Annotated in this window: 23 protein-coding genes; 6 read left to right on the top strand and 17 right to left on the bottom strand. The window is 69.2% G+C overall.

Annotated elements, in window-relative coordinates; translation table 11 throughout:
- Positions 1 to 7 precede the first annotated feature (7 nt).
- Together A5706_RS08660 and A5706_RS08655 are read right to left on the bottom strand one after the other, a co-directional pair.
- Entirely contained in the window at positions 8 to 3,211 is a 3,204-nt protein-coding gene (locus tag A5706_RS08660) for a carboxyl transferase domain-containing protein (RefSeq protein WP_068129198.1), read from the bottom strand.
- Positions 3,208 to 4,743 carry a class I adenylate-forming enzyme family protein gene (locus A5706_RS08655; protein ID WP_197517789.1) on the bottom strand — a complete coding sequence of 512 codons (1,536 nt, stop codon included), beginning with the start codon at positions 4,741 to 4,743 and terminating at the stop codon, positions 3,208 to 3,210. Before A5706_RS08655 ends, A5706_RS08660 begins: the two co-directional genes overlap by 4 nt.
- A 39-nt stretch (positions 4,744 to 4,782) precedes the next feature.
- Between A5706_RS08655 and A5706_RS08650 the strand changes: the two genes are divergently transcribed.
- A complete protein-coding gene (locus A5706_RS08650; protein WP_197517788.1) occupies positions 4,783 to 5,631 on the top strand; it encodes a thioesterase family protein in 849 nt (282 codons plus the stop codon).
- Here A5706_RS08650 and A5706_RS08645 read toward each other — a convergent pair.
- From A5706_RS08645 to dapB, 3 genes are read right to left on the bottom strand one after another with little or no spacing between them, the layout of a single operon-like run.
- Positions 5,616 to 6,026 carry a flavodoxin family protein gene (locus tag A5706_RS08645; protein WP_156767020.1) on the bottom strand — a complete coding sequence of 137 codons (411 nt, stop codon included), beginning with the start codon at positions 6,024 to 6,026 and terminating at the stop codon, positions 5,616 to 5,618. The genes A5706_RS08650 and A5706_RS08645 overlap by 16 nt on opposite strands.
- Before the next feature lie 41 nt (positions 6,027 to 6,067).
- Positions 6,068 to 6,526, bottom strand: coding sequence for a hypothetical protein (locus tag A5706_RS08640; protein ID WP_068129099.1), 459 nt, complete (start codon positions 6,524 to 6,526; stop codon positions 6,068 to 6,070).
- Positions 6,523 to 7,260 (bottom strand): 4-hydroxy-tetrahydrodipicolinate reductase, encoded by a 738-nt coding sequence (gene dapB / locus A5706_RS08635; RefSeq protein ID WP_068129097.1) that lies wholly within the window; start codon positions 7,258 to 7,260, stop codon positions 6,523 to 6,525. Before dapB ends, A5706_RS08640 begins: the two co-directional genes overlap by 4 nt.
- A 129-nt stretch (positions 7,261 to 7,389) precedes the next feature.
- Between dapB and A5706_RS08630 the strand changes: the two genes are divergently transcribed.
- Positions 7,390 to 7,734: a DUF732 domain-containing protein gene (locus A5706_RS08630; protein ID WP_068129095.1), complete on the top strand. Its 345-nt coding sequence runs from the start codon at positions 7,390 to 7,392 to the stop codon at positions 7,732 to 7,734.
- Between the two features lie 99 nt (positions 7,735 to 7,833).
- Positions 7,834 to 9,210 carry an HNH endonuclease signature motif containing protein gene (locus A5706_RS08625; RefSeq protein WP_068129093.1) on the top strand — a complete coding sequence of 459 codons (1,377 nt, stop codon included), beginning with the start codon at positions 7,834 to 7,836 and terminating at the stop codon, positions 9,208 to 9,210.
- A gap of 9 nt (positions 9,211 to 9,219) precedes the next feature.
- Here the strand turns inward: A5706_RS08625 and A5706_RS08620 are convergent, their stop codons facing one another.
- Positions 9,220 to 10,299: a dihydrodipicolinate reductase gene (locus tag A5706_RS08620; RefSeq protein ID WP_068129091.1), complete on the bottom strand. Its 1,080-nt coding sequence runs from the start codon at positions 10,297 to 10,299 to the stop codon at positions 9,220 to 9,222.
- 6 nt (positions 10,300 to 10,305) lie between these two features.
- A complete protein-coding gene (locus A5706_RS08615; RefSeq protein WP_068129089.1) occupies positions 10,306 to 11,286 on the bottom strand; it encodes a Rieske 2Fe-2S domain-containing protein in 981 nt (326 codons plus the stop codon).
- Between the two features lie 121 nt (positions 11,287 to 11,407).
- Between A5706_RS08615 and A5706_RS08610 the strand changes: the two genes are divergently transcribed.
- On the top strand, positions 11,408 to 11,986 hold the full coding sequence (locus A5706_RS08610; RefSeq protein ID WP_068129195.1) for a TetR family transcriptional regulator: 579 nt from the start codon (positions 11,408 to 11,410) through the stop codon (positions 11,984 to 11,986).
- A 16-nt stretch (positions 11,987 to 12,002) separates the two neighbouring features.
- On the top strand, positions 12,003 to 12,515 hold the full coding sequence (locus A5706_RS08605; RefSeq protein WP_068113383.1) for a GNAT family N-acetyltransferase: 513 nt from the start codon (positions 12,003 to 12,005) through the stop codon (positions 12,513 to 12,515).
- Here the strand turns inward: A5706_RS08605 and A5706_RS08600 are convergent.
- From A5706_RS08600 to A5706_RS08580, 5 genes are read right to left on the bottom strand one after another with little or no spacing between them, the layout of a single operon-like run.
- A complete protein-coding gene (locus tag A5706_RS08600; protein WP_068129087.1) occupies positions 12,502 to 13,578 on the bottom strand; it encodes a PDR/VanB family oxidoreductase in 1,077 nt (358 codons plus the stop codon). The two genes, A5706_RS08605 and A5706_RS08600, sit on opposite strands and share 14 nt — an antisense overlap.
- A 10-nt stretch (positions 13,579 to 13,588) precedes the next feature.
- Positions 13,589 to 15,349 (bottom strand): SDR family oxidoreductase, encoded by a 1,761-nt coding sequence (locus A5706_RS08595; protein WP_068129085.1) that lies wholly within the window; start codon positions 15,347 to 15,349, stop codon positions 13,589 to 13,591.
- Positions 15,350 to 15,352: 3 nt separating this feature from the next.
- On the bottom strand, positions 15,353 to 16,261 hold the full coding sequence (locus tag A5706_RS08590; protein ID WP_068129084.1) for a metal-dependent hydrolase: 909 nt from the start codon (positions 16,259 to 16,261) through the stop codon (positions 15,353 to 15,355).
- 53 nt (positions 16,262 to 16,314) lie between these two features.
- Positions 16,315 to 17,775 carry an NAD(P)/FAD-dependent oxidoreductase gene (locus tag A5706_RS08585; RefSeq protein WP_068129082.1) on the bottom strand — a complete coding sequence of 487 codons (1,461 nt, stop codon included), beginning with the start codon at positions 17,773 to 17,775 and terminating at the stop codon, positions 16,315 to 16,317.
- A 15-nt stretch (positions 17,776 to 17,790) separates the two neighbouring features.
- Positions 17,791 to 18,306 carry an Lrp/AsnC family transcriptional regulator gene (locus A5706_RS08580; RefSeq protein WP_068129080.1) on the bottom strand — a complete coding sequence of 172 codons (516 nt, stop codon included), beginning with the start codon at positions 18,304 to 18,306 and terminating at the stop codon, positions 17,791 to 17,793.
- 67 nt (positions 18,307 to 18,373) lie between these two features.
- Here A5706_RS08580 and ald point away from each other — a divergent pair, with 67 nt between their 5' ends.
- Positions 18,374 to 19,540: an alanine dehydrogenase gene (gene ald / locus A5706_RS08575; protein WP_068129078.1), complete on the top strand. Its 1,167-nt coding sequence runs from the start codon at positions 18,374 to 18,376 to the stop codon at positions 19,538 to 19,540.
- On the opposite strand, the gene A5706_RS08570 is transcribed toward ald, so the two are convergent.
- The 5 genes from A5706_RS08570 to A5706_RS08550 all read right to left on the bottom strand — a co-directional run.
- Complete coding sequence (locus tag A5706_RS08570) at positions 19,481 to 20,503, bottom strand: nitronate monooxygenase (RefSeq protein WP_068129076.1); 1,023 nt, start codon at positions 20,501 to 20,503, stop codon at positions 19,481 to 19,483. The two genes, ald and A5706_RS08570, sit on opposite strands and share 60 nt — an antisense overlap.
- A 4-nt stretch (positions 20,504 to 20,507) precedes the next feature.
- Positions 20,508 to 21,866 carry a pitrilysin family protein gene (locus tag A5706_RS08565; RefSeq protein ID WP_068129074.1) on the bottom strand — a complete coding sequence of 453 codons (1,359 nt, stop codon included), beginning with the start codon at positions 21,864 to 21,866 and terminating at the stop codon, positions 20,508 to 20,510.
- Entirely contained in the window at positions 21,844 to 24,108 is a 2,265-nt protein-coding gene (locus tag A5706_RS08560) for a polyribonucleotide nucleotidyltransferase (protein WP_082964259.1), read from the bottom strand. The genes A5706_RS08565 and A5706_RS08560 overlap by 23 nt, the downstream gene beginning before the upstream one ends.
- Before the next feature lie 322 nt (positions 24,109 to 24,430).
- Complete coding sequence (gene rpsO, locus A5706_RS08555; RefSeq protein ID WP_066928262.1) at positions 24,431 to 24,700, bottom strand: 30S ribosomal protein S15; 270 nt, start codon at positions 24,698 to 24,700, stop codon at positions 24,431 to 24,433.
- Positions 24,701 to 25,007: 307 nt separating this feature from the next.
- A partial coding sequence (locus A5706_RS08550) for a riboflavin kinase (protein WP_304528388.1) occupies positions 25,008 to 25,159 on the bottom strand: 152 nt, incomplete at its 5' end.

Genomic DNA, 25,159 nt, shown 5'->3' with positions numbered 1-25,159 from the left:
TTGACCGTCAGCCTCCCGGCAGCCTGGTGATCCAGGCCCGGGAGTCTGCCGGGTCGATGACGTCGTCGAGTTCGAACGTGGTGGCCGCCCGCAGCGCCTTCCCGTGCTGGTAGGCCGCCGCCACCAGCTTGTCGAATAGCTGCTGGCGCTGGATCGGGTCCTGTTCGGCCGCAAGTTCTTTGCTGAACCCGAGCCGCACGGCCCCTTCCAGACCCATGCCGCCGATCTCGCCGGTCGGCCACGCGACGGTGAACTGCGGCGCGCGGAAGGAACCGCCGGCCATCGCCATCGCGCCCAGCCCATAACCCTTACGCAGGATGATCATTCCCAGGGGCACCGTCAATCGCGCGCCCCGCACGAACATCCGGCCGAAGCGGCGCACGGCGGCTTCCTTCTCCGCGTCCGGCCCGACCATGAACCCGGGGGTATCGCACAGCGAGATGACCGGCAGCCGGAACGACTCGCACAGCGCGAGAAAGTCACCGGCCTTGTCGGCGGCCTCGGCGTCGATCGCCCCGCCGAGGTGATGGGTGCTGTTGGCGATCAGCCCGTATGCCGCGCCCTCGACGCGAACCAGCGCGGTGACGATCCCGACGCCGTAGTCGGGGCGCAGTTCCAGCACGGAACCCACGTCGACGATCGACTCGATCGCGCGGTGCACGTCGTAGGCGCGTAATCGGTTCTCCGGCACCACATGTCGGGCCACCCGTGGATCCGGCGCCGCCCATTCCCGGATGGGGCCCTCGAAGTACGACAGGTACTGCTTGGCCAGCGACACCGCGTGCGCCTCGTCGCGGGCGACCAGACCCACGACGCCGTTGTGCCGCTGCACGTCGATCGGCCCGATCTCCTCGGGCGGATACACGCCCAGCCCACCGCCCTCGATCATGGCCGGCCCGCCCATTCCGATGTTGGCGTCGGGGGTCGCGATGATCACGTCGCACACCCCGGCCAGGGCGGCGTTGCCGGCGAAGCAGCGACCGGAGACGATCGACACCAGCGGCACCCGGCCGCTCAGTGCGGCCAGCATCCGGAACGTCGGCACGTCGAGACCCGCATGGCCCCCGACGTCGGTGTCGCCGGGCCGGCCGCCGCCGCCCTCGGCAAACAGCACCACCGGCAGGCGTTTTCGAGTTGCCAGCTCGAAGACACGGTCGGTCTTGGCGTGATTGCGCATTCCCTGCGTGCCGGCGAGCACGGTGTAGTCGTAGGACACGACGACGGCCTCGGCGCCCCCGATCCGGGCCACGCCGGCGACGAGGCCGTCGGCCGGGGTGTTGGCGATCAGGTCCTCTTCGGAGCGCCGGCTACGCTGGGCGGCGATGGCCAGCGCGCCGTATTCGACGAAGCTGCCTGGGTCGACGAGGTCGGCGACGTTCTCCCGGGCGGTGCGTCGCCGGCGCGCATGCCGCTTGGCGACGGCTGCCTCCCGGCCCTCGTCCCGGGTGAGCAGGTGCCGCCTATGCACCTCGTCGAGGTCTGCGCGGGGCCGGTCGAGATCCGGTGCAGTCGAGGAGGATTCATTGCCGGCCTCGGCGCCCGTGCGGCTGAAAACCAGCAACGGATCACCGGTTCCGACCACCTGGCCCGGCGCCACCAGGCTCCGGACCGTCCGCAGCGCGTCCGGGGCGGCGAGCACGTGTTGCATCTTCATCGCCTCGAGGACGACGAGCGGGGCGCCGGCCCCGAACGCCTCACCCTCCGCGGCCACCTCCACGACCGTGCCGGCCAGTTGGGCGCGCAACACTTCCTCGCCTGGGTAGAGCTCGACCGGCGCGACGCGGACGTCCTGCTGGTGAGCCAGCGCGGCGGCCGCCAGCGCCGGTAGCTTCTCGTCGAGGAAATCGGTCGTCACCCAGCCCGACTGGATTTCGCTATCGCCCAACAGCTCTCGCAGGAACCCGATGTTGGTGCGCACGCCCTCGACGCCGAATTCACCCAGGGCGGTGTGAGCCTTGCGCACCGCCGCGGGCCACGACGTTCCGCGCACGTGGCTGACGACCTTGGCCAGCAGCGAGTCGTAGCGCGGGCTGGTGACCAGGCCCGGCCGGCCATAGGTGTCGACGCGCACGCCGGGGCCGCTCGGCGGCGAAAACACCGTCAACGTGCCCGCCGCCGGCACCACCGAACCGTCGGCGGCGAACGTCTCCATGTTCACTCGGGCCTGGATCGCGATGCCGCGGCGGGCGGCCGGCTCGCCGATCACTTCGCTTCCGTCCGAGGCGATCCCGGCGGGGAGCCCGAGTTCGTAGTACGACGCGCCGCCCGCGATGGCCAGCTGTACGGCCACCAGATCCACCCCGGTGGTTTCCTCGGTGACGGGGTGCTCGACCTGGATGCGCGGGTTTACCTCGAGGAAGGCGAACCGGTCCCCGGCGACCAGGAATTCGACGGTGGCAACACCGTGCAGGCCCACCCTGGCGCACAGCCGGACCGCGGCCCGATGCACCGAATGGCGTAATGGGTCCGAAAGCCCTTGGGCGGGCGCGATTTCGACCAGCTTCTGGTAGCGCCGCTGGACGCTGCAGTCGCGGTCGCCCAGGGCCAGCGCGCGCGTCTGATGCCCGGCGGGCGCGCCCACGACCTGCACCTCGATGTGCCGCGCGGCGTCGAGGACAGCCTCGGCGAACAGCGCGGGATCCCCGAAGCCGAGTTGCGCCTCCGCCGCGCACTGTTGATAGGCGTGCTCGATCTCCTCGGCGCGGCTCACCTTCCGCATTCCCCGGCCCCCGCCGCCGGCGAGGGCCTTGATCATGACGGCGCCGCCCTGTTCGGCGAAAAACGCCTTGACGTCCTCGACGCTGCTGGGCCCCTGGGTCGCCGGCAGCGCCGGCACGCCGGCGGCGGTCGCGGCGGCCCGAGCCGACGACTTGTCGCCGACCAGCTCGAGCACGTCGGCGCCCGGACCGACGAACGTGTATCCGGCGGCCGCACAGCCGCGCGCGAATTCGGCGTTCTCGGAGAGGAACCCGTAACCCGGGTGGATCAGCTCGGCGCCGGATTGCTTGGCCGCGGCGAGCAGCTCGGGTTGGTTCAGGTAGGCCGCCGGCCCGGCGCCCGGCAGGCCGATCGCTTCGTCGGCCGCGTGCACGTGCGGGCTCTCGGCGTCGTCTTCGGCGTAGACCGCCACCGTTCGGGTGCCCAGTTCCGTTGCCGTGCGGATGATTCGGAGGGCGATCTCGCCGCGGTTGGCGATCAGCAGGGCGCTCATCGGAGCGGGTCGCCCCATTTCACCTCGCCGCGCAGCTTGCCCTTGAGCAGTTTGCCGCCGGCGTTGCGGGGCAGCGCTTCGGTCACCACGGTGACGTATTGCGGAATCTTGTAGTCGGCCAGCCGGCCGCGGCAGTGGTCGAGGACGGCGCGCACGTCGATCTCACCTTCGCCGGCGAACAGGACGGCGCCGACCTTTTCGCCCATCACGTCGTCGGGGACCGCGAGCACGCAGGCGTCGGCGACGTTCGGCGCCGACAACAGCGCCGCCTCGACCTCGACGCTGGAGACGTTCTCGCCGCCCCGGTTGATGATGTCCTTGAGCCGATCGACGATGTGCACCCGCCCCGCATCGTCGACGCGAACCACGTCGCCGGTGTGCAGCCACCCATCCGCGAACGTGGCCCGGTTGGCGTCCGGCCGATTCCAGTAGCCCGCCGTCACATTGGCGCCGCGCGCGACCAACTCGCCCATCCCCGGCTCGTCGCCGCCGAACGGGACCAGGCCGAGCTCCACCGACGGGACGGCGTACCCCACGGAGTCGGCGTGCTCGACGGCGTCGCGATCCGGCAGGACGGTCATCAGCGAGGCGGTCTCGGTCATGCCGTACCCGTTGAACACGGTGGCTTGCGGAAACGCCTCCTTCACCGCCCCCACCAACGAGGGCGCGATGGGCGCGCCCCCATAACCGACCCAGCGCACCGCGGACACGTCGGCGCCGGCAAAGGCCTTGTGCCGCAACATCAGGGCATAGATCGCCGGCACCGTCACCATCACGGAGATGCGTTCGGCGGCCAGCGTCGCGATCAATTCGTCGAGGTTGAGCGCGGGCATGATCACCGACGCTCCCCCGAGGCGAGCGGCGGCCAAAAGTTGTGAATTGCAACCGGTTACATGGAACAGCGGCACCGAGATGAGGGTGCGCATTTCCTCGCCGAGGTCCCTCGGCTGGTCGAGGCAGCGGATCGCGTTCTCGGTGTTGGTCACGAACGCCTCGTGGGTGGTCGGCACGCCCTTCGGATGGCCGGTGGTGCCCGACGTGTAGAACAGGGCGGCAATGTCCGTGGGCCCGAGCCCGTGGGTCACGTAGGGGTCGCCGTCGGGCAATGGCGCGTCCGGCGCCAGGTCCATCCTCGCGCCCGAGTCGGACAGGACGAACTCGACCTCCGGTTGCGCCGAGCGCGTATTGACCGCGACCGCAACGCCACCGGCCATCACGGTGCCCCAGAACGCGAGGACCCAGTTGATGCCGGCCGGGTAACGCACGGCGACGCGATCACCCGGGCTCAGGCCGTCCGCCCGAAGGCCACCGGCCACCCGCGCCGCACGGTCCCACAGCTGCCGATAGGTCAATCGGCCGGCGCCCAATTCAGCGACGGCCTCGCTGTTCGGGCGGTTGTCGACCTGTTCGGCAAGCATGTCCAGCAGGGTGGCGGGCAGGCGCTCGTAGCGCGGGATACCGTCCGCGCCGCGGGACACGCCGGTCGTCGGGAATGGGTTGTGCGTGCGGGGAATTTCGATCACTGGAGGCATGCCGGATCCTTATTATCCTCCTGTCCTATCGTGATAGCGGTGACCATCGAGGATTCCGCCATCATGCCCGAGGCGTTCTTCGCTGTCGATGGCGACTCCTATCTGCCCGGCCCGCTGACGCGAGGACCCTGGGGCACGGCGCTGGGAGGTCAAAACGTCGGCGGCCTGCTGGCGTTCGGCATCGAGCGATCCGGGATCGACCCCGACCTTCAGCCCGCGCGCATCACGGTCGACCTGCTGCGCCCGGTGCTGCCCGAACCGGTGCGGATCGAGACCTCGGTGCAGCGCGAAGGCCGGCGCATCAAACTCGTCGACGCCGCGCTGGTGCAGAACGGGCGAATCGTGGCGCGGGCCAGCTCACTGTTCCTGCGGCGGGGCGAGCACCCCGAGCAAGAGGTGTGGTCCGGCCCGGTCGAGATGCCGCCGCTTCCGGCCGACTCCGACGGCTTCCCGGCCGACATGCCGTTTCTGATCTGGGGGTACGGGGCCACCCTCTCGGGCAGCCCCGGCATCGCAGCGGGCGAGTGGGAACAGGCCCATTCCCAGAAGTTCGCCTGGACGCGGCTGTTTCGCCCGATGGTGCAGGGCTTCCCGCTCACGCCCTTGGTTCGGCTGGCGTTCGTCGGAGACATCACGAGTTCGCTGACCCACTGGGGCACTGGGGGTTTGCGCTACATCAACGCCGACTACACCGTCACCGCGAGCCGCCTGCCGGACGGCCAGTTCCTCGGGCTGGCGGCCCAGAGCCATTACGGCACCGCGGGTGTGGCCACGGGCACCGCGATCCTTTTCGACCGGCACGGGCCGTTCGGCTCCAGCACGGCGCTGGCGCTGGCCCAACCCGCGGACGCGTTCATGCCGGCTTCGTTCGATCAACCCATCAACTGAGCGGCGACGGTCGCGCCGAGGTTCCAGCACGATTCCAGGTCGGCCTTGCTGGGCTTGCCCGAAACCACCACGGTTTCAGCAACTTTCGCCCAGCCCAGCCCGGTGGTGATGGCCTCGATGCCCCGCTCGGCACCCTCGGTGCCCTCGTTGCCGTGCAGGTACACGCCGAACGGTCGCCCGCGCGTCGCGTCGAGGCATGGGTAGTAGCAGACGTCGAACGCGTGCTTGAGGGCGCCGCTCATGTAGCCTAGGTTGGCGGGGGTCCCGAGCAGGTAGCCGTCGGCCCCGAGCACGTCGGCGGGCGCGAGGGTGAGAGCGGGCCGTCGCACGACCTCGACGCCTTCGATGTCGGGATCGGTGGCGCCGGACAGCACGGCCTCGAACATCTCCTGCATATGCGGGGACGGCGTGTGGTGCACGATCAGCAGCGTCTTACTCACGGCCGGCCCTGGAGTTGCACGGCGGTCTTCATCGCCTCCCGCGCGCGCCGGCGATCCCCGGCGTAGTCGTAGGCCCGCGCCAGCCGGTACCAGCGCCGCCAGTCGTCGGGTTCGGCCTCGACCTCGGTGCGCACGGTGGCGAACAACGCGTCGGCCGCGTCCCGCTCGATGCGGCCCGACGGCCGCCGCGGCAGCTCGCTGGTGTCGAGTTCCATTCCGTCAGCGGCGATCAGGCGGGCGAGGCGCTGGTGGGCGAACCCGGCTCGCAGCGTGGCGATCATGGCCCACAGGCCGATGGCGGGCATGATCAGCAGCGCCGCGCCGAGGCCGATGGCGGCGGGCCGGCCCGACGCGATCATCGCGGCGGCCAGGCGGCCCAGCAGCACCAAGTACACCAGCATCGCCACGCACAGGAACGCGATGAGCAGCTGGATGTACAGCGTGCGTCCGGTCATGCGAGGTTCAGCAGGGGCTCGAGGCCCACGGTTAGGCCGGGGCGCTCCGTGATCCGCCGCACGGCCAGCAGCACGCCCGGCACGAACGACGTGCGGTCCAGGCTGTCGTGGCGGATGGTCAGCGTCTCGCCCTCGGTGCCGAACAGGATCTCCTGATGGGCGACGAGCCCGGCCAGCCGCACGGAGTGCACCGGTATTCCATCGACGTCCGCGCCGCGGGCGCCGGGCAGGCTGCTGCTGGTCGCATCGGGGTTGGGCGGCAAGCCCTTTCGGGACTCGGCGATCAGTTTCGCGGTGCGGGCGGCGGTGCCCGACGGGGCGTCGGCCTTGTGCGGGTGGTGCAGCTCGATCACCTCGGCCGAGTCGAAGAACGGCGCCGCCTGCTTGGCGAAATGCATGGACAGGACGGCGCCGATCGCGAAGTTGGGCGCGATCAGCACACTCGTGTCGGGCTTGTCGGCCAGCCATGACTGCACCTGGTCGAGGCGCTCCTGGGTGAAGCCCGTCGTCCCGACCACGGCGTGAATCCCGTTGCCGATCAGGAACTCTAGATTGCCCATCACCACGTCGGGGTGGGTGAAGTCGATGACCACCTCGGTGTCGCCCTCGGTCAGCAGGCTCAGCGGATCACCGGCGTCCACCTCCGCCGACAGGATCAGATCATCGGCGGCCTGCACGGCCGCCACCATCGTCGATCCGACTTTGCCCTTCGCCCCCAGCACGCCTACCCGCATGGCCTTCACCCTAGACCGGGGAATTGCCGCTCCTCGAGGATCCTCGTCCGACCGCTGGCGGATTTGCCGAATTTGCTTCAAGATATTGAGCGTTCCAATTTTGGGCAAACCTAAAAAAGGAGAGGAACCATGGCGGCACAGAGGCGCTCTGGCCGGTTTATGAGCTTGGCGGCAATAACTATCCCACTTGTGGCCGCCGGGGTCGTCTGGGCCGGCCCGGTTCAGGCCGACCCCATCTCCTACCTCAACGACCTGCACAACGCCGGGATCCAGGACTTCGCCGGCGGTGACGCGGCGCTGTTGCAAACGGGTCAGCGGCTGTGCCAGCAACTTTCGTACGGCGTTCCGCCCGCGCAGCTGCAGGCCCTGGCGCTGCAGAAGTCCGATACCGACCTAGGCCCCAACGGGCTGAACCCCGCGCAGGCGGACCTCCTCGTTTACTGGGCCCAACGCGATCTGTGCCCGAGCGCCTGACATTTCCCTCGGAAATGGCTTTATCCACAGTTCGGAATTGATCCACAGGAACGCGTTTTTTCGATAGCCGGTGTGGGCGGCGCCGGATAGCATTCGAACATGAGTTCGATGGAGTTTCCGGCCGAGGTGTCCGCCGCGCTGGACGAGCTGCACGCGGCCACGGCGAAGGTCGCCGGGCTGAATTTCGGCACCCTCAGCCCGATCGTCCGGCTTCGCGCGCTGGAGCAGATGGAAGCGTCGCGCCGCCGCCAGGTCGCGGTAAGCCACGACGTGATCGCCGGCCTCGCCGATGAGGACTCCGCCGACATCGGCGGACCGATCCACAAGGTGGTCGCTGACTGGCTTCGGATCAGCTACGCGGAGGCCGCCCGTCGCGTGCGCGACGTCAAACAGCTTTCTCCGCGCGTGACCCTGACCGGTCAGGACCTGCCGCCCGAGCTGCCGGCGACGGCCGAGGCATGGCGAGACGGCGTGCTCGACGGGCAGCACCTGCGGGTGATTCAGACGTTCTTTCACGAACTGCCGGACGCCGTGCCGGTCGAAACGGTGGAGAAGACCGAGCGATTCCTGGTTCGCCAGGCGTTGAAGTTGCGCCCCGACCAATTGCAAGGGGTCGCGAACCGGTGCGCGTTGCTGATCAATCCCGACGGGAAGTTCTCCGATTCCGACCGGGCCCGCCAGCGCAGTTTCACCTGGTGCGGTCAGCGCACCGACGGGATGAGCGTCGGGAAGCTGGTGGCTTCGCCGGAGTTGCGCGCCAACATCGATGCGTGGCTGGCGCGGTTCGCGGCACCCGGGATGTGCAACCCGGACGATCAAACCCCCTGCGTTGATGGCGAGCCCGCCGAGGAGTTCGCCAGCAGGGACACCCGCAGCCACGCCCAGCGCCAGCACGACGCGCTCAATGCGCTGCTGCGTAGCCGGCTGGGCGACCCCGAACTCGGCGTGCACAACGGGTTGCCGGTGACCGTCATCGTGTCGACCACGCTGCGGGAACTGACCGCCGCCGCGGGCCGAGCCGTGACGGGCGGCGGGACGCTGCTGCCCATGCGCGACGTGATCCGGATGGCCAGCCACGCCTACCACTATCTTGCGGTGTTCGACGAACACTCGAATCGGCCGTTGTATCTGGGCCGGTCAAGGCGAATAGCGTCAGCGGATCAGCGCATCGTCCTCTACGCGAAGGACCGCGGCTGCACGCATCCCGGCTGCGACGTGCCGGGCTACTGGTCCGAGGTCCACCACGTCGACGACTGGGCCGCCGGCGGCATGACCGACGTGGACAAGCTCACGTTCGCTTGCACGCCCGATCACAAGCTCATCGAAAAAGGCTGGCGGACAAGAAAACTCCCTGATGGCCGCACCGAGTGGATCCCACCGCCCCATTTGGACCGCGGGCAACCGCGCACCAATGACTATCACCACCCGGAACGCCTCTTCGATGACTATGACGACGATGACGGCGAGGCGCCTTGACCCGCCCGCCTACGTCTTGAACCGCCCCGCGAACCCGCGCAGCGGCAGGTCGGCGCTGGTGATGAGTCCCGGGCGCGCGGCCACCACCGACTTAATCGCCCGGAGGGCGGGCATGCCCGTCACGGTCATGCCGATGGAGGCGAAGTTGTCCGGGTTGGACAGGTCGACGCCGGGCTTGGGGAAGATCATGTGCTTGTTGTAGACGCACGGGTCGCCCTTGATCTGAGTGATGTAGCAGCCCTTGATGTTCCAGCTCGGGTCGGTGTGCGGGGTCATCTGCCACTCCAGGTGCGTCTCGACGCGGGGCACCCCGTCCACCATGCCCTGGTACTTGATGTAGTTGCCGCCCAGCGACCCCTTGGGCAGCGTGTACCAGCCCAGGTCCACGTCCTTGGTGCAGGCGCCGAGCTCGTAGCTGAACTTCACCTCGTCGAGCGGCAGGTCGAAGCAGTCGGCCATCATCAGCACGCTGTCGGCGAAGACGCGGGTGTACTTCTCCAGCTTCGACGGGATCGATGGATCGTCGACCGGCTGGCCGTAGCCCACCTCGAGCCAGGTGTCCTTGGAGTGGTGGCACGACACGTCGACGGACTCGATGGTGGTGACGTTCTCGATGTCGGCCACGTCGGCGGAGCACACCACGCCGAGGATCTGGTTCAGGCCCGGGTTCATGCCGGTGCCGTAGAACGTCGCGCCGCCCTTCTCGGCGGCCTCGGCCAGCAGCTGGGTCACCGGCTTGCCCGACGGGTGCGGGTGGTTCGTGTCGCGGTGCCAGCCGGTGATCCAGTCGGCCGTGGTGACGATATTGATGCCCGCCTCAAGCACTTTGACGTAGAGGTCCTCGTCGGGGAAGACGCCGTGAAACGTCAGCACATCCGGCTTGGCCGCGATGATCTCCTCGACGGTGCCGGTGGCCGTCACGCCGTTGGGCGCGATGCCCGCGAGCTCGCCGGCATCGCGCCCGATCTTCTCGGGCGAATAGCAGTGCAGACCAACGAGTTCCAGGTCCGGCTGCGTGGCGATGCGCTTGATCATCTCGGAACCGACGTTTCCGGAAGCCACCTGGAAGACGCGGATCGGTGCATTCATTTTGGCTTAGCCTTCCTGGTAGAACTGCTTGGCCCACTTGCGGATCGCGGTGAAGCCTTCGTACTCGTCGGGAGCCAGCGCGGGCGGGTCGGAGTAGCGCTGGTGCTGCCAGATCTCGATGTCCTGCTCGAACTGCCGGATCACCTCGCGGCCGAATTCGGCCGCCCTCAACTCGGCCCGCGCCGGATCCTTGCCCGGCGCGCGCCCGATGTAGACCATGAACCGGACGTCGGAGGTGGATTCGTCGACGGGGGTGACGGCGGAGATGGTGCGGTTGTCGACCATCCCCCAGCTCTTGGTCACCGCGACGCCCAACCCGCCGTTGATCGCCTCCACGCCGCTGTTGACGTCCTCGATCTTCTGCCCGTCATCGCCCTCGAACGTGATGGTGAAGTCGACGAAGGACACCGCGTCGGCGAAGTCGTGGCGGGTGAACACCGGCACGATCGGCGTGTTGTGCACGAACTTGAAATGCGCGAAGTCCACACCGTTTTCGAGCACGTACTGCGGGTGCAGCTCCAGCCCGGGGCGATACAGCCGCTGCTGCGGGTAGTAGTCGTCGGCGCTGCGTCCGTCGTCGAACGAAGCGAATACGTCGGGCGCGTCGAAGAAGGGTTCGCGGCGCTCGACGTCATGCCAGATGTAGACCGACTGGTTGCGCTCCACCACGGGATAGGTGCGAATTCGCCTGCCGCGGTTGGGCCGATCCTGGTACGGGATGCAGACGTTGCGGCCCTCGGCGCTCCACTGCCAGCCGTGGAACGGACACTGCAGCACCTCGCCGACGACCTTGCCGCCGTAGCCGAGGTGCGCGCCGAGGTGCTCGCAGTAGGCGTTCATCACGGTGAGGGCGCCGGATTCGGCGCGCCAGGCGACCATCTCCTGGTCGAAGTACTTCATCTTGTGCACGCCGCCGGCGCCGATCTCGTCGGACCAGGCGACCTGGAACCATCCGGTCGGCTTCATCGACAGCGGCGGCTTGGCCATGGGGGCATCCCTCCTCGCCGAATCAGAGTACCCTCTATGAAAATGTTAGGCTAGGCGGGTGACCGAAACCAAGGTCGCCGGGCGGCGCCCCAACCGGCGCGGCAACGCGACGCGCGAGAGCATGCTCGAGGCCGCGCTGAAGTCGCTGGCCTCGGGCGAGCCGGGGTCGGTGTCGGCCAACCGCATCGCCAAGGACATCGGCGCCACCTGGGGTGCGGTGCAATACCAATTCGGCGACACCGACGGCTTTTGGGCCGCCGTGCTGCACCGCACCGCCGAGCGGCGCGCCGCCACGTTCTCGGTGTTGTCGGAGCCGCAACACCCCGACGCCCCGCTGCGCGAGCGCGTCGGCGCCATCATCGACACGCTCTACCGCGGCCTGGCGTCGGCGGATTCCCGCGCCATCGAAAACCTGCGGGCCGCGCTCCCCCGCGACCCCCGCGAGCTCGAACGCCTCTACCCGCGCACGGCGGCCGAGCTGTTCTCCTGGGGCAAGAGCTGGCTCGAGACGTGCCAGAACGCCTTCGCCGGCCTGGATGTGGACCCGGACCGGGTGCGTGAGGTGGCCGCGCTCATCCCCGGCGCGATGCGCGGGCTGGTCTCGGAGCGCCAGCTCGGCTCGTACGCCGACCTGGACATGGCCCGGCGCGGTCTGACGAACGCCCTGGCCGCCTATCTGGAGCGACGGCCCGACCGTTGACCCTTAGCCTTGACGTGTGGAGGCCCTCGACATCCGGATCCGCGAAGCCACGCCCGACGATTTCGCCGACGTCGCGGAGATGCACTACCCGGTTTGGCGGCGGTCCTGGGACGGAATACTCACGCCGCCACTGCTCGACATCCTGGGTCCGCCGAAGCGCTGGGTCGCCGAGATCTATCCCCACACGCTGAACCGCGACGGCTGGCGGATGTGGGTCGCCGAGTCCGGTGGCCGGACGCTGGGCGTCGCCATCTTCGGGCCGGACCCCGACGAACGGGGCGCCGTCCAGATCGACGCGCTGTACATCGCGGACGAAAGCCAGCGGCACGGCATCGGCCGCCGCCTCCTCGACGAAATCCTGAGCGCGCACCCGTCCGGTGACGTGATCCTGTGGGCCGCGGTGCGGAACGACAAGGCGCGCCGCTTCTACGAGAAGAACAACTTTCGCGTCGACGGCCGGACCCTCGACTGGGAGCCGCTGCCCGGCATCAAGGTGGCCCACGTGGGCTACCGGCTTACGCGTCGATGACCAGCCGATCGCCGCTGGCCCGCGACACGCAGACCACCATCTCGTCGTCGCCGACGGCCACGCGGCCGCGGTGATCGACCTGTCCGCCAAGCACTTTGACCTTGCACGTTCCGCAGAACCCCTGCTGGCACGAGTACGGGGTGGTCGGATCGAGATCACGCATGACGTCGAGCGCCGAACGATTCGCCGGCACGCTGAGCACTCGTCCCGAGCGCGCCAGCTCCAGCTCGAACGGCACGCCGTCGACCACCGGCGGCGGGCTGAATCGCTCGTAATGCAAGGGCGCGCCGGCGAATTCGTTGCGCGCCACGCGCACCGCCTCCAGCATGGGCGTCGGCCCGCAGACGTACACCGCCGTCGTCGGGCCGGCGCCGGCCAGCAGGTCGTCGACACCCGCGAAGCGGCCGTGCTCGTCGTCGGCCCAGACCGTCAGCCGGTCCCCGGCCAGCGCGGAGACCTCGTCCAGGAACGGCATGTACTCGCGGCTTCTTCCGGCATAGATTGCGCACCAATCGATTCCGCGCTGTGACGCCGCCCGCATCATAGGCAGGATGGGCGTCACCCCGATGCCGCCGATGACGAACAGCACGTCGCGCTCGGCGGTGCCGAGGTAGAACGCGTTGCGCGGGCCCTCGAACACCAACGTGTCCCCCACCGCGAAGGCGTCGTGCATCTCGATGGAACCGCCTCCGCCGTCGGCGATCCGGCGCACGGCGATGCGGTAGTCGATGCGCCGCCCGGGCGGGCCGCACAGCGAGTACTGCCGGCGCCGGCCCGAGGGCAACTGCACGTCGATGTGCCCGCCCGGTGTCCACGACGGGAGCAATCCGCCGTCCGGGTCGGCCAGCGTCAGCGCGACGACGTCGGGGGCGACGAGTTCGCGCTTGGTGATCACCGCGCGCAGGGCCCGCGGCACCGGCTTCACCCGCGACTGCTGCCACCGCGAGACCGCGGCGAATCCGCCGAACCACAGCCGCACGCCCCACAGCATCGTGCCGAGGCGGTCGCGGTCGCGCCGGCCGTAGAGGTCGACGGGCCTGCTTCCCCAAATACTCTCGGGCACGGCGGAATCCCTAACTCTGCCGGATGTCGTAGCGGGCGAACAGGCGCAGCGCCGACGGGCTGATGCGGCGCAGCGCGTAGCCGATCCGGGATTCGGCGGCGATCGGCAGCACGGCGGGGCCGGTCTCGACGGCCCGGACGATCGCCTTGGCCACGGCCTCCGGCGTGTAGTTGCGGCGCCGGTACGCCGCGTCGGCCTTCTCCCGGGCACGCTCCTGTTGTTCGGCGCTCATGCCGGCGTAGACGGTGCTCTTGGCGATGTTGGTGTTGACGAATCCCGGGCAGACGGCCGTGACGGAGATGCCCTCGTCGGCGAGGTCGGCCCGCAGCGATTCGCTGAACGCCAGCACCGCCGCCTTGGTGGTGCCGTAGGCGACCATGGATTTCGACGGGACGAACGCCGCCGCCGACGCCACGTTGATGATTGTGCCGCCCTCGCCGCGCTCGACCATCTGCGCGGCGAACGCCCTGCTGCCGGAGATGACGCCGCGGACGTTGACGCCCAGGATGTCGTCCCAGTTCGCCGAGCTGGTCTCCAGGAACCGGCCCGCCATCCCGATGCCGGCGTTGTTCACCAGGATGTCGACCACACCGTGCTCGTTAAACACCTGCGCGGCAAGGTCGTTCATGGCGGACTCGTCGCTGACGTCGACCTGGTACACCGCCGCCTCGGCGCACGCCGCGCGCACCGCGTCCGCGCTGTCGTTGGCGGCGGCCAGGTCGCGGTCGACGATCAGCACCTTGCGGGCGCCGCGCCGGGCCAGCTCCAGCGCGGTGGCCCGGCCGATGCCCGCGCCCGCCCCGGTGACCAGCGCGAGCTTGCCGCCGACCTCGCGCGGTCCGCCGCGCACCACCGAGCCGGCGGCGCCGCCGCCGACGGTGTGGTCGACCCACTCGGCGGTCAGCCGGGCGATCACCTCGGGGCGCGATGTCACCACCCAGTGGCCGCCCTCGATCGGAATCACCCGCCCCTCTTCGGGAATCGCGCCGGTGAACCGTTGCACCGCGGGCGTCACGAAGATGTCCTTGCGCGGTACCAGGGTCTGGACGGCGACGGTGGTCTTGGGCAGCTCCGGGCCGGGCCGCAGCATCGGCCCGGGCATGTTGGCGCGGTACAGGCCCAGCCCGTTGACGTAGTCGGGGATGGACCGCGGCGGCCGCTCTCGCCGGCTGCGCGTGCTCGTCCGGCCGATGCGCTCAAGGGCCTCATGGACTTTCACGCCCAGCCGCGAGCGAAACGCCAGCTCCGGCACGCCGGGACACAGGAAGAACGCGATGTAGATCGATCCCATCAGCTGCCTGGCGACCTGGCCGACGGCCCGCGGGGTTCGCGCCGAGCGCAGGAACCTGCCCGCGTAGCGCAGGTGCGGCCCCGAAATCGACGTGAACGACGCAACTTTGGCCATCACCGAGTCGTCGGTGATCCCCGCCCAGGCCTGGATCGAACCCCAGTCGTGGGCCAGCAGGTGCACCGGCCCGACACCCAGGCTGTCGATCACCGTGCCGATGTCGGACACCAGCTGCGCAAAGGCGTAGCCGGATCGCTTTGCGGGACGGGATGATTCGCCGGCGCCGCGGACGTCGTAGGCCACCACGTTGTAGCGGCCGGCGTGGCGCTCATCGAACTCGTGCGCCACGCCGTCCCAGAGGTGGTGGTTGTCGGGCCAGCCGTGAATCGCGAGGATGGTCGGGCGCGTCGCGTCGATCTCGGTGTAGCGGTGCACCGCCAAGGCGACGCCGTCGGAGGCGGTGACGCTCGAGGTCGCGGCCATAGGTCAGTGCGACGCCCGCGCGGCGGGCGAGAGCGCCAGGTAGTCGACGGCCGCCTCCAGCCCGCCGAGCTGGGACGGGTGGAAACCCGGCCGGTAGTAGTCGGCGACCACCCGCACGAAGCGCAGCGGCCCGGGCACCAAACCCCGGCGCGCCGCACGGATGTACTCCCACCAGTGCGGCTTGGTCCCCGGCGGCAGGTGCGGGTCCACCGAGTACAGGAAGCGGACCCCGCGGACCCAGAACAACAGCATGGCCGGCGTCACGACCAGTTGGGCGCGCACCCGGCGCAGATAGCCGGCGCGCAGGTGCTTCATGGTGTCGAAGGCGACGGCCTTGTGCTCGACTTCCTCGGCGCCGTGCCAGCGCAGCATGTCCAGCATCACCGGGTCGGTGCCGATGGCGTCGTGCGCGGGCGCGCCCAACACCCACTCGCCGAGGATGGCGGTGTAGTGCTCGACCGCCGACACGATCGAAACCTGCTCCAGCAGCCAGCTGTGCCGGCGTCGCCGGCCCCACCCCGGCTTGGGGCCGAGCAGCTTCTCGAACAGCCACCTGATCTGGTCGGTGAATGGGGTGAGGTCGACGCCCTGCGCGGCGAAGTGGGCGAGCACCTTCGAGTGCGCCTGCGAGTGCATGGCCTCCTGGCCGATGAAGCCCTGCACGTCAAGGCGCAGCTGGTCGTCCTTGATCAGCGGCAACGCCTGCTTGAACACGTCGACGAAGAACTCCTCGCCGGCGGGCAGCAGCAGGTGCAGGACGTTGAGGACGTGGGTCGCGAACGGCTCGCCGGGCACGTAGTGGAAAGGCAGCTTGGCCCAGTCGAACTCCACGTCGCGCGCCTCGAGGACCAGGCGTTCGTGGTCGAGCGACGCGTCATGAGGGCCCGCGGCCTGGTCTTCGACGGTGAACATCGCAGGCAAGTATAGTGACGCGGCCCGGCTATGCGAAACCGCCGGTACCGGGTTTATCCTGCCGCGACGCGGCGGCGCAGGTCGTACTGTGCCGGATCGGCGTTTGCCAGCATGGCGCGGTGCTTGGCGGGCGTGAACGGCCAAACCTCGGGCACCCCGTCCTTGTTCAGGTACCAGCTGTTGCAGCCGGTGGTCCACACGGTGTCGGGCATCGCGGCGCGCAGCTGCGCGTTGTAGCGCTCGGTCGCCGCGGCCGTCGGCTCGATGGTGTCGAATTCGCCTCGGCGCCAACGCTCGATCCAGCCCAGGATGTGCTCGGCCTGGTGTTCGGCGACGGCGGTGAGCGAGTGATTACCCACCGGGCTGTGCGGGCCGAGCATCATGAAGAAGTTGGGGAAACCGGGCATCGCGACCGTTTGGTAGGCCCGCGGCCCGTCGCGCCAGACGTCGTCGGCGGCGATGCCGTCCCGCCCGGTCAGGCACATCGGCCGGAAGAACGCGTGCGTGTCGAACCCGGTGCACAGCACGATGATGTCCACCTCGTGCAGCTCGCCGTCCTCGGTCACGATGCCCCGCCGCTCCACGTGGTCGATGCCGGCGGTGACCAGCTCTACGTCGTCGCGCTGCATCGCGCGGTAGAAGTCGCCGGACACCACCAGCCGCTTGCACATCGGCTGGTAATCGGGCGTCAGCGCCGCGCGCAACTCGGGATCGCGCACCTGGCGCAGGCTGACCCGGCACAGCGCCCCCATCGCCTTTCGTCGCAGTCCCGGCTTGGTCAGCGCGACGGCGAAGGTGTCGAAGATGAGGCCGTAGGCCCGATACGCGAACCGGTCGAGCCAGGGAACGGCCCGGTGGGTGCGGCTGGCGAACCCGGAGTATTGCGGGTTGGGCATCGGGACGATCCACTGCGCGGTGCGCTGGAACAGCAACACCCGGCCCGCCACGCCGGCCAGCCCGCAGACCAGTTGCACGCCGGTGGATCCGTTGCCGATCACCGCGATTCGCCGCCCCGACAGCTCCACCGAATGGTCCCAGCGCGCCGAGTGGAAGGCCTGGCCGCCGAAGTTCTCCAGCCCGGCGATCGACGGCATCCGGGGATGGTGCAGCACGCCGGTCGCCGAGATCAGGAAGTCGACACTCGATTCCTCGCCGGCGTCCGTGCGCAGCACCCAGCGGTCGTTTTCGAACCGGGCGCCGACGATTTCGGTGCCGAACCGGATCCGGTCCCGCAGGCCGAACTGGTCGGCCACTCCCCGGAAGTAGGACTGGATCTCGCCGCCGGGCGAGAACATGTGCGACCAGTCGGGCTTGGTGGCGAAGGTGTACTGGTACACCCGCGACGGCACGTCACAGGTCAGGCCGGGATAGGTGTTTTCCCGCCAGGTGCCACCCACCTCGTCGGCCTTCTCGTAGATGGTGATGTCGCGAATGCCGCTGCGCAGCAACGTGATTGCCACGCACAGGCCGGACATGCCGGCCCCCACGATCGCTACCGCGGGATCGCGCTTCATCCGCCGATCATAAGGCTAAATCGGTGCCGCACCACGAAGATGTTCGAAAATCAGCGACGTCTGGGTGCCCGCGACGTCGGCGTCGGCGTTGAGGTTCTCGACGACGAACGAGCGGAGGTCCTCGGTGTCGCGGGCGGCGACGTGCAGGATGAAATCGTCTGCGCCGGCGAGGAAATAGACGTCCATGACCTGCCGCCGGGTGCGGATCTGCTGGATGAAGCTGCGGATCTTGCCGCGCGCGTTGGACTGCAGGGTGACCGAGATCATCGCCTGCAGCGGCAGCCCGACGGCGACCGGATCCACGTCGGCGTAGAAGCCGCGGATGACGCCGAGGTCCACCAGCCGCCGAACCCGGCCGTGGCATGTCGACGGCGCGATCCCGACCGCCTCGGCGAGCGCGTTGTTGGTGATGCGCGCATCGGCGTGCAGCAAGGTCAGGATTTTGCGGTCGACCGCATCGAGGGGCGCGGGTCGAACATCCTTCGGCGGGTCGGCGGCCCTGCCCTTCCGTTCGGGAGATGGATCGGGCACGACACGAGCCTACAGAATTATCATCAGCATGTTTGCTGCGCTCTCGAACTTTCTTCACACTTGAGGCATGCGCATCGGGATCCCCACCGAGACCAAGACCAACGAATTCAGGGTGGCCATCACCCCGGCCGGTGTCGCGGAATTGACCCGCCGCGGCCACGAGGTCCTCGTCCAGTCCGGCGCCGGGGAAGGGTCGGCGATCCCCGACGCGGAGTTCAAGGCCGCGGGCGCCGAGCTGGCCGGCGCCGCCGAACAGGTGTGGGCCGAAGCCGACCTGCTGCTCAAGGTCAAGGAGCCGATACCGGCCGAATACGGGCTGCTGCGCCGCGGCCAGGTCCTGTTCACGTACCTGCATCTGGCGGCCTCGCGCGCCTGCACCGACGCCTTGTTGACCGCCGGCGCGACCTCGATCGCCTACGAGACGGTCCAGACCGCCGACGGCGCGCTGCCCTTGCTTGCCCCGATGAGCGAGGTCGCCGGACGGCTGTCGGCTCAGGTCGGCGCCTATCACCTGATGCGCACCAAGGGCGGCCGCGGCGTGCTGATGGGCGGGGTGCCGGGCGTCAAGCCCGCCGACGTCGTGGTGATCGGGGCCGGCACGGCCGGCTACAACGCCGCCCGGGTCGCGAGCGGCATGGGCGCAACCGTCATGGTGTTCGACGTCAACATCGCCAAGCTCCGACTGCTGGACGCGGAGTTCGCGGGCCGCGTCGGCACCCGATACTCGTCGGCCTACGAGCTCGAGGGTGCCGTCAAGCGGGCCGACCTGGTGATCGGCGCCGTCCTGGTGCCCGGCGCCAAGGCCCCCACGCTGATCTCGAATTCCCTTGTCGCGCAGATGAAGCCGGGGGCGGTGCTGGTGGACATCTCCATCGACCAGGGCGGCTGCTTCGAGGATTCCCGGCCCACCACGCACGACGATCCGACGTTCGCCGTGCACGACACCCTGTTCTACTGCGTGGCGAACATGCCCAGCGCGGTGCCCAAGACGTCGACCGTCGCGCTGACCAACGCGACGATGCCGTACGTGCTCAGGCTCGCCGAGGCCGGTTGGCGGTCGGCGTGCCGGTCGGATCCCGCTCTGGCCAAGGGCCTTTCGACGCACGACGGGATGCTGCTGTCCGAGCGGGTGGCCACCGACCTCGGCCTGCCCCACACCGACCCGGCGAGCGTGCTAGACGTCGAGGCCGGCGACGATGTCGGCCACCGGCCCCGGTCGGGCATCACCGAATGACGTTCCGGCCCAAAGGGTCATCCCGTCCGGGTCTTCCCGTTCGGTGGCGGCTTCCCGGATCGGCAAGGTCATCTGGTTGACCTCGGGGTAACCGAGCGGGGCGACCGTGTCCAGGCGCCGGATGAAGTCGTTTTCCAGGCTGCGCGCGTAGCGGCCCGAGAACGCGCGCGAGACGATGGTCTTGCCGAAAAGCTGGTTCTTCATGGCGGTGCGATGGGCCTGGCTGGTGCCGGCCTCGTTGGACAGCAGCAGCGCGGTGCCGACCTGTGCGGCCACCGCTCCCCGGCGCAGCACGCCCGCGACGTCTTCGGCGGTGCCCAGCCCGCCCGCCGCGATGATCGGTATGTCGCGGTGCGCCCGGTGGATCCGGTCGATCAGCTCGTGCAGCGACTCGGTGCCGGGTTCCATGTCCGGCGCGAAGGTGCCGCGGTGCCCGCCCGCGTCGGGCCCCTGGACCACCAGGCTGTCCGCGCCCGCGGCGACGGCGATCCCGGCCTCGTACGGCGACGTCACCGTGACCATCACCAACAACCCCTGCGCGCTGAGCCGCCGGATCACGTCGGGGGGCGGCACGCCGAAGGTGAAGGAGACCAGCTCGGGATGGACGTCGGACACCACCTCGAGCTTGCGCTCCCAGTCGTCGTCGTCACCGAACTCGGGCCGGCCGACCTCGCACTGGTAGTGGTCGGCGATGTTTTCGAGTTCCTCGGCGTAGTAGTCGAGCGCGATCCAGTCGGCGACGCTGGGCTGGGGTACCAACAGGTTCACGCCGAGCGGGCCCGTCGTCAGGGCACGTGCGGCTGCGATGTCCTCGGCCAGCCGCTCGGCGCTGATGTATGCGGCGGGAAGGAACCCGAGCCCGCCCGCGTTGGAGACCGCCGCGGCCAGCGCCGGGGTGCCGGGACCGCCGGCCATCGGCGCACCCACGATGGGCACTGAGATATCCCAGAAGCCGAGGACCATGCGGCTAAGATACCATCGCCCGAAGTTGTTGGGGCAGCGATCGTTTCGACGCGTACGGGCCCAGAACGGCGGCGCCGTAGCGCTTGCCCAGCAGCCGGCGGGCCACCGCGTTGACCTCCTCGACGGTGACCGCGTCGATCTGCTGCAGGGTGTGTTCGATGCTGCGGTGTTTGCCGTAGTTCAGCTCGCTGCGGCCGATGCGGCTCATCCGGGAGCCGGAGTCCTCCAGCCCAAGGACCAGCCCGCCGCGCAGGGACCCCTTGGCGATGCGGCATTCCGCCTCGGTGATGCCGTCGCGCGCGACCGCGTCGAGAACGTCGCTGGTGACCCGCATGACGTCGGTGAAACGCTCGGGCAGGCACGCGGCGTACACGGACAGCGAGCCGCTGTCGGCGAAGATGTCCACCGCCGAGTAGACCGAATAGGCCAGGCCGCGCAGCTCGCGGACCTCCTGGAACAGCCTGGAGCTCAGGCCGCCGCCCAGCGCGGTGTGCAGCACCGACAGCGCCCAGCGATGCTCCCAGCTGCGGCCGGGGGTGCGGACGCCCAACGTGACGTGGGTCTGCTCGGCATCCCGGTTGACCAGCGTCAGCCCGGGCTGTCCGGTGACCCCCCCGGCGCCCTTGCGGGGAGCGACCGGCTGGCGCCCGCGGATCAGGTGCGGCCCGAAGTGCTCGCGCACCAACGCGACCACCTGGTCGTGATCGACGTTGCCGGCGACCGCGACGACCATCCGTTCGGGGGTGTAGCGCCGCACGTGAAACGAGTGCAGCTGGCCGCGTGTCATCGCCGAAACCGAACGCGCGGTGCCGATCACGGGCCGGCCCACGGGGTGGTCACCGAAGAGCGCCGACAGATAAATGTCGCCCAGCGCGTCCTCGGGGTCGTCGTCGCGCATGGCGATCTCCTCGAGGACGACGTCGCGTTCCAGCTCCACGTCCTCGGCGGCGCAGCGTCCGTTGAGCACCACGTCGGCGACCAGGTCGATCGCCAGCTCCAGGTCGCTGTCCAGCACGTGCGCGTAATAGCAGGTGTGCTCCCGGGCGGTGAACGCGTTCAGCTCGCCGCCGACGGCGTCCATCGCCTGGGCGATGTCGACGGCCGTGCGGGTGGGGGTCGACTTGAACAGCAGGTGCTCGAGGAAGTGCGCCGCCCCGGCCACGGTGGAACCCTCGTCGCGCGATCCGACGCCGACCCACACCCCGACCGAGGCCGACCGCACGGCGGGCAGGTGCTCGGTGACCACACGCAGGCCGCCCGGCAGTGTGGTGCGGCGCACTGCCTTGTGGTCGGTGTTCACCTCGGCGATCTGCGTGCCGCGACGCAGGGACGCCGCGGGGTTAGCTGCTTGCCGTGGCGGCATCGGCAGGAGCGGGCGCGGCGGACGGCGTCTCCGCTGCTTCCGCTGAGTCCTCGTCGGCCACCAGGACCAGGGAGATCTTGCCCCGCTTGTCGATGTCGGCGATCTCCACCCGCAGCTTGTCGCCGACGTTCACGACGTCCTCGACCTTGGCGATGCGCTTGCCCCTGCCGAGCTTGGAGATGTGCACCAGGCCGTCGCGGCCGGGCAGCAACGACACGAACGCGCCGAAATCCGTTGTCTTGACCACGGTTCCGAGGAAGCGCTCGCCCACGGTCGGCAGCTGCGGGTTGGCGATGGCGTTGATCCGGTCGATCGCGGCCTGCGCCGAGGGCCCGTCGGTGGCGCCGACGAACACGGTGCCGTCGTCCTCGATGGAGATCTGCGCGCCGGTCTCCTCGGTGATGGCGTTGATGACCTTGCCCTTGGGGCCGATGACCTCGCCGATCTTGTCCACCGGGACCTTGATGGTGGTCACCCGCGGCGCGTAGGGGCTCATCTCGTCGGGCGCGTCGATGGCCTCGGCCATCACCTCGAGGATGGTCAGGCGCGCGTCCTTGGCCTGGGCCAGCGCGCCCGCCAGCACCTGCGACGGGATGCCGTCGAGCTTGGTGTCCAGCTGCAGCGCGGTGACGAAGTCCTTGGTGCCGGCGCACTTGAAGTCCATGTCGCCGAACGCGTCCTCGGCGCCGAGGATGTCGGTCAGCGTGACGAAGCGACGCTCGGTGTTGCCGTCAACCTCGACGTCGTCGGAGACCAGGCCCATCGCGATGCCGGCCACCGGCGCCTTGAGCGGCACACCGGCGTTGAGCAGCGCCAGGGTGGACGCGCAGACGGAGCCCATCGAGGTCGAGCCGTTGGAGCCCAGGGCCTCCGACACCTGGCGGATGGCGTACGGGAACTCCTCGACGCTGGGCAGCACCGGGATCAGCGCCCGCTCGGCGAGCGCGCCGTGCCCGATCTCGCGCCGCTTGGGCGAACCGACCCGGCCGGTCTCGCCGGTGGAGAACGGCGGGAAGTTGTAGTGGTGCATGTAGCGCTTGGACGTTTCCGGTCCCAGCGAGTCGATCTGCTGGGCCATCTTGACCATGTCGAGCGTGGTGACCCCGAGGATCTGGGTCTCGCCGCGCTCGAACAGCGCGCTGCCGTGCGCCCGCGGAACGACGGCGACCTCGGCCGACAGCGCGCGGATGTCGGTGATGCCCCGGCCGTCGATGCGGAAGTGGTCGGTCAGGATGCGCTGGCGGACCAGCTTCTTGGTGAGCGACCGGAACGCGGCGCTGACCTCTTTTTCGCGGCCCTCGTAGGTTTCGGCGAGCCGCTGGGCCACTTCGGCTTTCAGCTCGTCGGTGCGCGCGTCGCGCTCGGCCTTGCCGGCGATGGTCAGCGCCTTGGCCAGCTCGTCGGTGGCGATTGAGGCGACCGAGTAGTAGACGTCCTCCTGGTAGTCCGGGAACGTCGGGTACTCACCGACAGGCTTGGCGGCCGCGTCGGCTAACTCCTGCTGCGCGCTGCACAGCACGTTGATGAACGGCTTGGCGGCCTCCAGGCCTTCGGCCACAACGGTTTCCGTCGGCGCCTGGGCGCCACCCTCGACCAGTTCGATGACCTTGTCGGTGGCCTCGGCCTCGACCATCATGATGGCGACGTCTCCGTCGACCTTCCGGCCGGCGACCACCATGTCGAACACGGCGCGCTCGAGCTGCTCGACGGTCGGGAAGGCGACCCAGGTGCCGTCGATCAGCGCCACCCGCACGCCCCCGATGGGGCCGGAGAACGGCAGGCCGCTTATCTGGGTGGAGGCCGACGCGGCGTTGATCGCCAGCACGTCGTACAGGTCGTTGGGGTCCAGGCTCAGGATCGTCACCACGACCTGGATCTCGTTGCGCAGGCCGTTGACGAACGACGGCCGCAGCGGGCGGTCGATGAGCCGGCAGGTCAGGATCGCGTCGGTGGACGGGCGTCCCTCACGGCGGAAGAACGAACCGGGGATGCGGCCCGCGGCGTACATCCGCTCCTCGACGTCGACGGTGAGCGGGAAGAAGTCGAAGTGCTCCTTGGGGCTCTTGCTGGCGGTGGTCGCCGAGAGCAGCATGTTCTCGTCGTCCAGGTAAGCGACCACGGAGCCGGCGGCCTGCTGGGCCAATCGACCGGTCTCGAAACGTACGGTGCGGGTGCCGAAGCTCCCGTTGTCGATGGTGGCGGTCGCCTCGTACACGCCTTCTTCAATTTCAGCTACAGACATGGGTGTCCGTATGGCCTCTCTGGGTATTGAGCTGTTTCGCGTCGTCACGCGCGAGTAACCCGAGAGCTTCCCTGAAAGGAAGAAGTCTGAATGCGGCTACGGCCATCGATCGAAGCGGCCGACCTGCCCCAGATCCGGAGAGCCCGGCAGCCACTACCGAAGACCGCCCGATACAGACCGGGCTGCTCCCTTGTGACTTGCTGGAACGGCCTACGCGGATCTGCGCAAACCGCACCGTTTGCTCGGGCCGAACCGGCCCAGAACGCTCCTATGCTACACGGGCGAACTTGGCCGGCCAGCCCCACTGGCGATTTGCCAGGCGTCAGCGACGCAGCCCCAGCCGCTCGACGAGGGAGCGGTAGCGCTCCACGTCGATCTGGGACACGTACTTCAGCAGCCGGCGGCGCCGGCCCACCAGCAGCAGCAGTCCGCGCCGCGAGTGGTGGTCGTGCTTGTGCACCTTGAGGTGCTCGGTCAAATCGGCGATCCGCCTGGTCAGCAGCGCGACCTGGGCCTCCGGGGACCCGGTGTCGGTCTCGTGCAGGCCGTAGGAGGTCAGGATCTCCTTTTTTTGCTCGGCTGTAAGCGCCACGAAAATATCTCCATCAATTGGTCCGCGATCATTGGAATTCACGGCGCGGCCACCGCGAACCGCAGCACGCGCCGATGTCGTCAGGCAGTTTAGCAGCGGCGCATCCCCGGGGCACAAAGGACGAACCTCCGACGCCGCATCCTTCACTTTCGCCTCATTGGTCCCTGGCCGGGAAAGCACTGCGTGTGCCCGCCTTCCAGCGACAACGGCCACAGACGGCACCGACGATGCGCCGTTGTCGCTTTGAGGTGGGCACACAGGGCGCCGCCGCGCGCAGAGACTGATGTGGCAAATGTGACTACAGAGATCAACCCGCCGACAGCAGGTTGCGCGCCCGCTCGGTGTCGTCACCCATCGCGGCGACGAGGCCCTTCACCGTCTCGAACTTGCGCTGGCCGCGGATGCGCGCGACGAAGTCCAGCGCGACGTGCTGTCCGTACAGGTCGGCCGCGGTGTCCA

Source organism: Mycobacterium sp. E796 (genome assembly GCF_001672815.1).
In the GTDB taxonomy this organism is placed as follows: Bacteria; Actinomycetota; Actinomycetes; order Mycobacteriales; family Mycobacteriaceae; genus Mycobacterium.
The sequence above is the reverse complement of the archived record's forward strand: the minus strand, read 5'-3'. Positions and strand labels throughout refer to the sequence as shown.

Bases quoted from the DNA above. Each gene is read 5' to 3' on its own strand.
- A5706_RS08660 (WP_068129198.1), bottom strand. From the start codon at position 3,211: ATGAGCGCCCTGCTGATCGCCAACCGCGGCGAGATCGCCCTCCGAATC.
- A5706_RS08655 (WP_197517789.1), bottom strand. From the start codon at position 4,743: ATGCCTCCAGTGATCGAAATTCCCCGCACGCACAACCCATTCCCGACG.
- A5706_RS08645 (WP_156767020.1), bottom strand. From the start codon at position 6,026: ATGCAGGAGATGTTCGAGGCCGTGCTGTCCGGCGCCACCGATCCCGAC.
- A5706_RS08640 (WP_068129099.1), bottom strand. From the start codon at position 6,526: ATGACCGGACGCACGCTGTACATCCAGCTGCTCATCGCGTTCCTGTGC.
- dapB (WP_068129097.1), bottom strand. From the start codon at position 7,260: ATGCGGGTAGGCGTGCTGGGGGCGAAGGGCAAAGTCGGATCGACGATG.
- A5706_RS08630 (WP_068129095.1), top strand. From the start codon at position 7,390: ATGGCGGCACAGAGGCGCTCTGGCCGGTTTATGAGCTTGGCGGCAATA.
- A5706_RS08625 (WP_068129093.1), top strand. From the start codon at position 7,834: ATGAGTTCGATGGAGTTTCCGGCCGAGGTGTCCGCCGCGCTGGACGAG.
- A5706_RS08620 (WP_068129091.1), bottom strand. From the start codon at position 10,299: ATGAATGCACCGATCCGCGTCTTCCAGGTGGCTTCCGGAAACGTCGGT.
- A5706_RS08615 (WP_068129089.1), bottom strand. From the start codon at position 11,286: ATGGCCAAGCCGCCGCTGTCGATGAAGCCGACCGGATGGTTCCAGGTC.
- A5706_RS08610 (WP_068129195.1), top strand. From the start codon at position 11,408: ATGCTCGAGGCCGCGCTGAAGTCGCTGGCCTCGGGCGAGCCGGGGTCG.
- A5706_RS08595 (WP_068129085.1), bottom strand. From the start codon at position 15,349: ATGGCCGCGACCTCGAGCGTCACCGCCTCCGACGGCGTCGCCTTGGCG.
- A5706_RS08590 (WP_068129084.1), bottom strand. From the start codon at position 16,261: ATGTTCACCGTCGAAGACCAGGCCGCGGGCCCTCATGACGCGTCGCTC.
- A5706_RS08585 (WP_068129082.1), bottom strand. From the start codon at position 17,775: ATGAAGCGCGATCCCGCGGTAGCGATCGTGGGGGCCGGCATGTCCGGC.
- ald (WP_068129078.1), top strand. From the start codon at position 18,374: ATGCGCATCGGGATCCCCACCGAGACCAAGACCAACGAATTCAGGGTG.
- A5706_RS08570 (WP_068129076.1), bottom strand. From the start codon at position 20,503: ATGGTCCTCGGCTTCTGGGATATCTCAGTGCCCATCGTGGGTGCGCCG.
- A5706_RS08565 (WP_068129074.1), bottom strand. From the start codon at position 21,866: ATGCCGCCACGGCAAGCAGCTAACCCCGCGGCGTCCCTGCGTCGCGGC.
- A5706_RS08560 (WP_082964259.1), bottom strand. From the start codon at position 24,108: ATGTCTGTAGCTGAAATTGAAGAAGGCGTGTACGAGGCGACCGCCACC.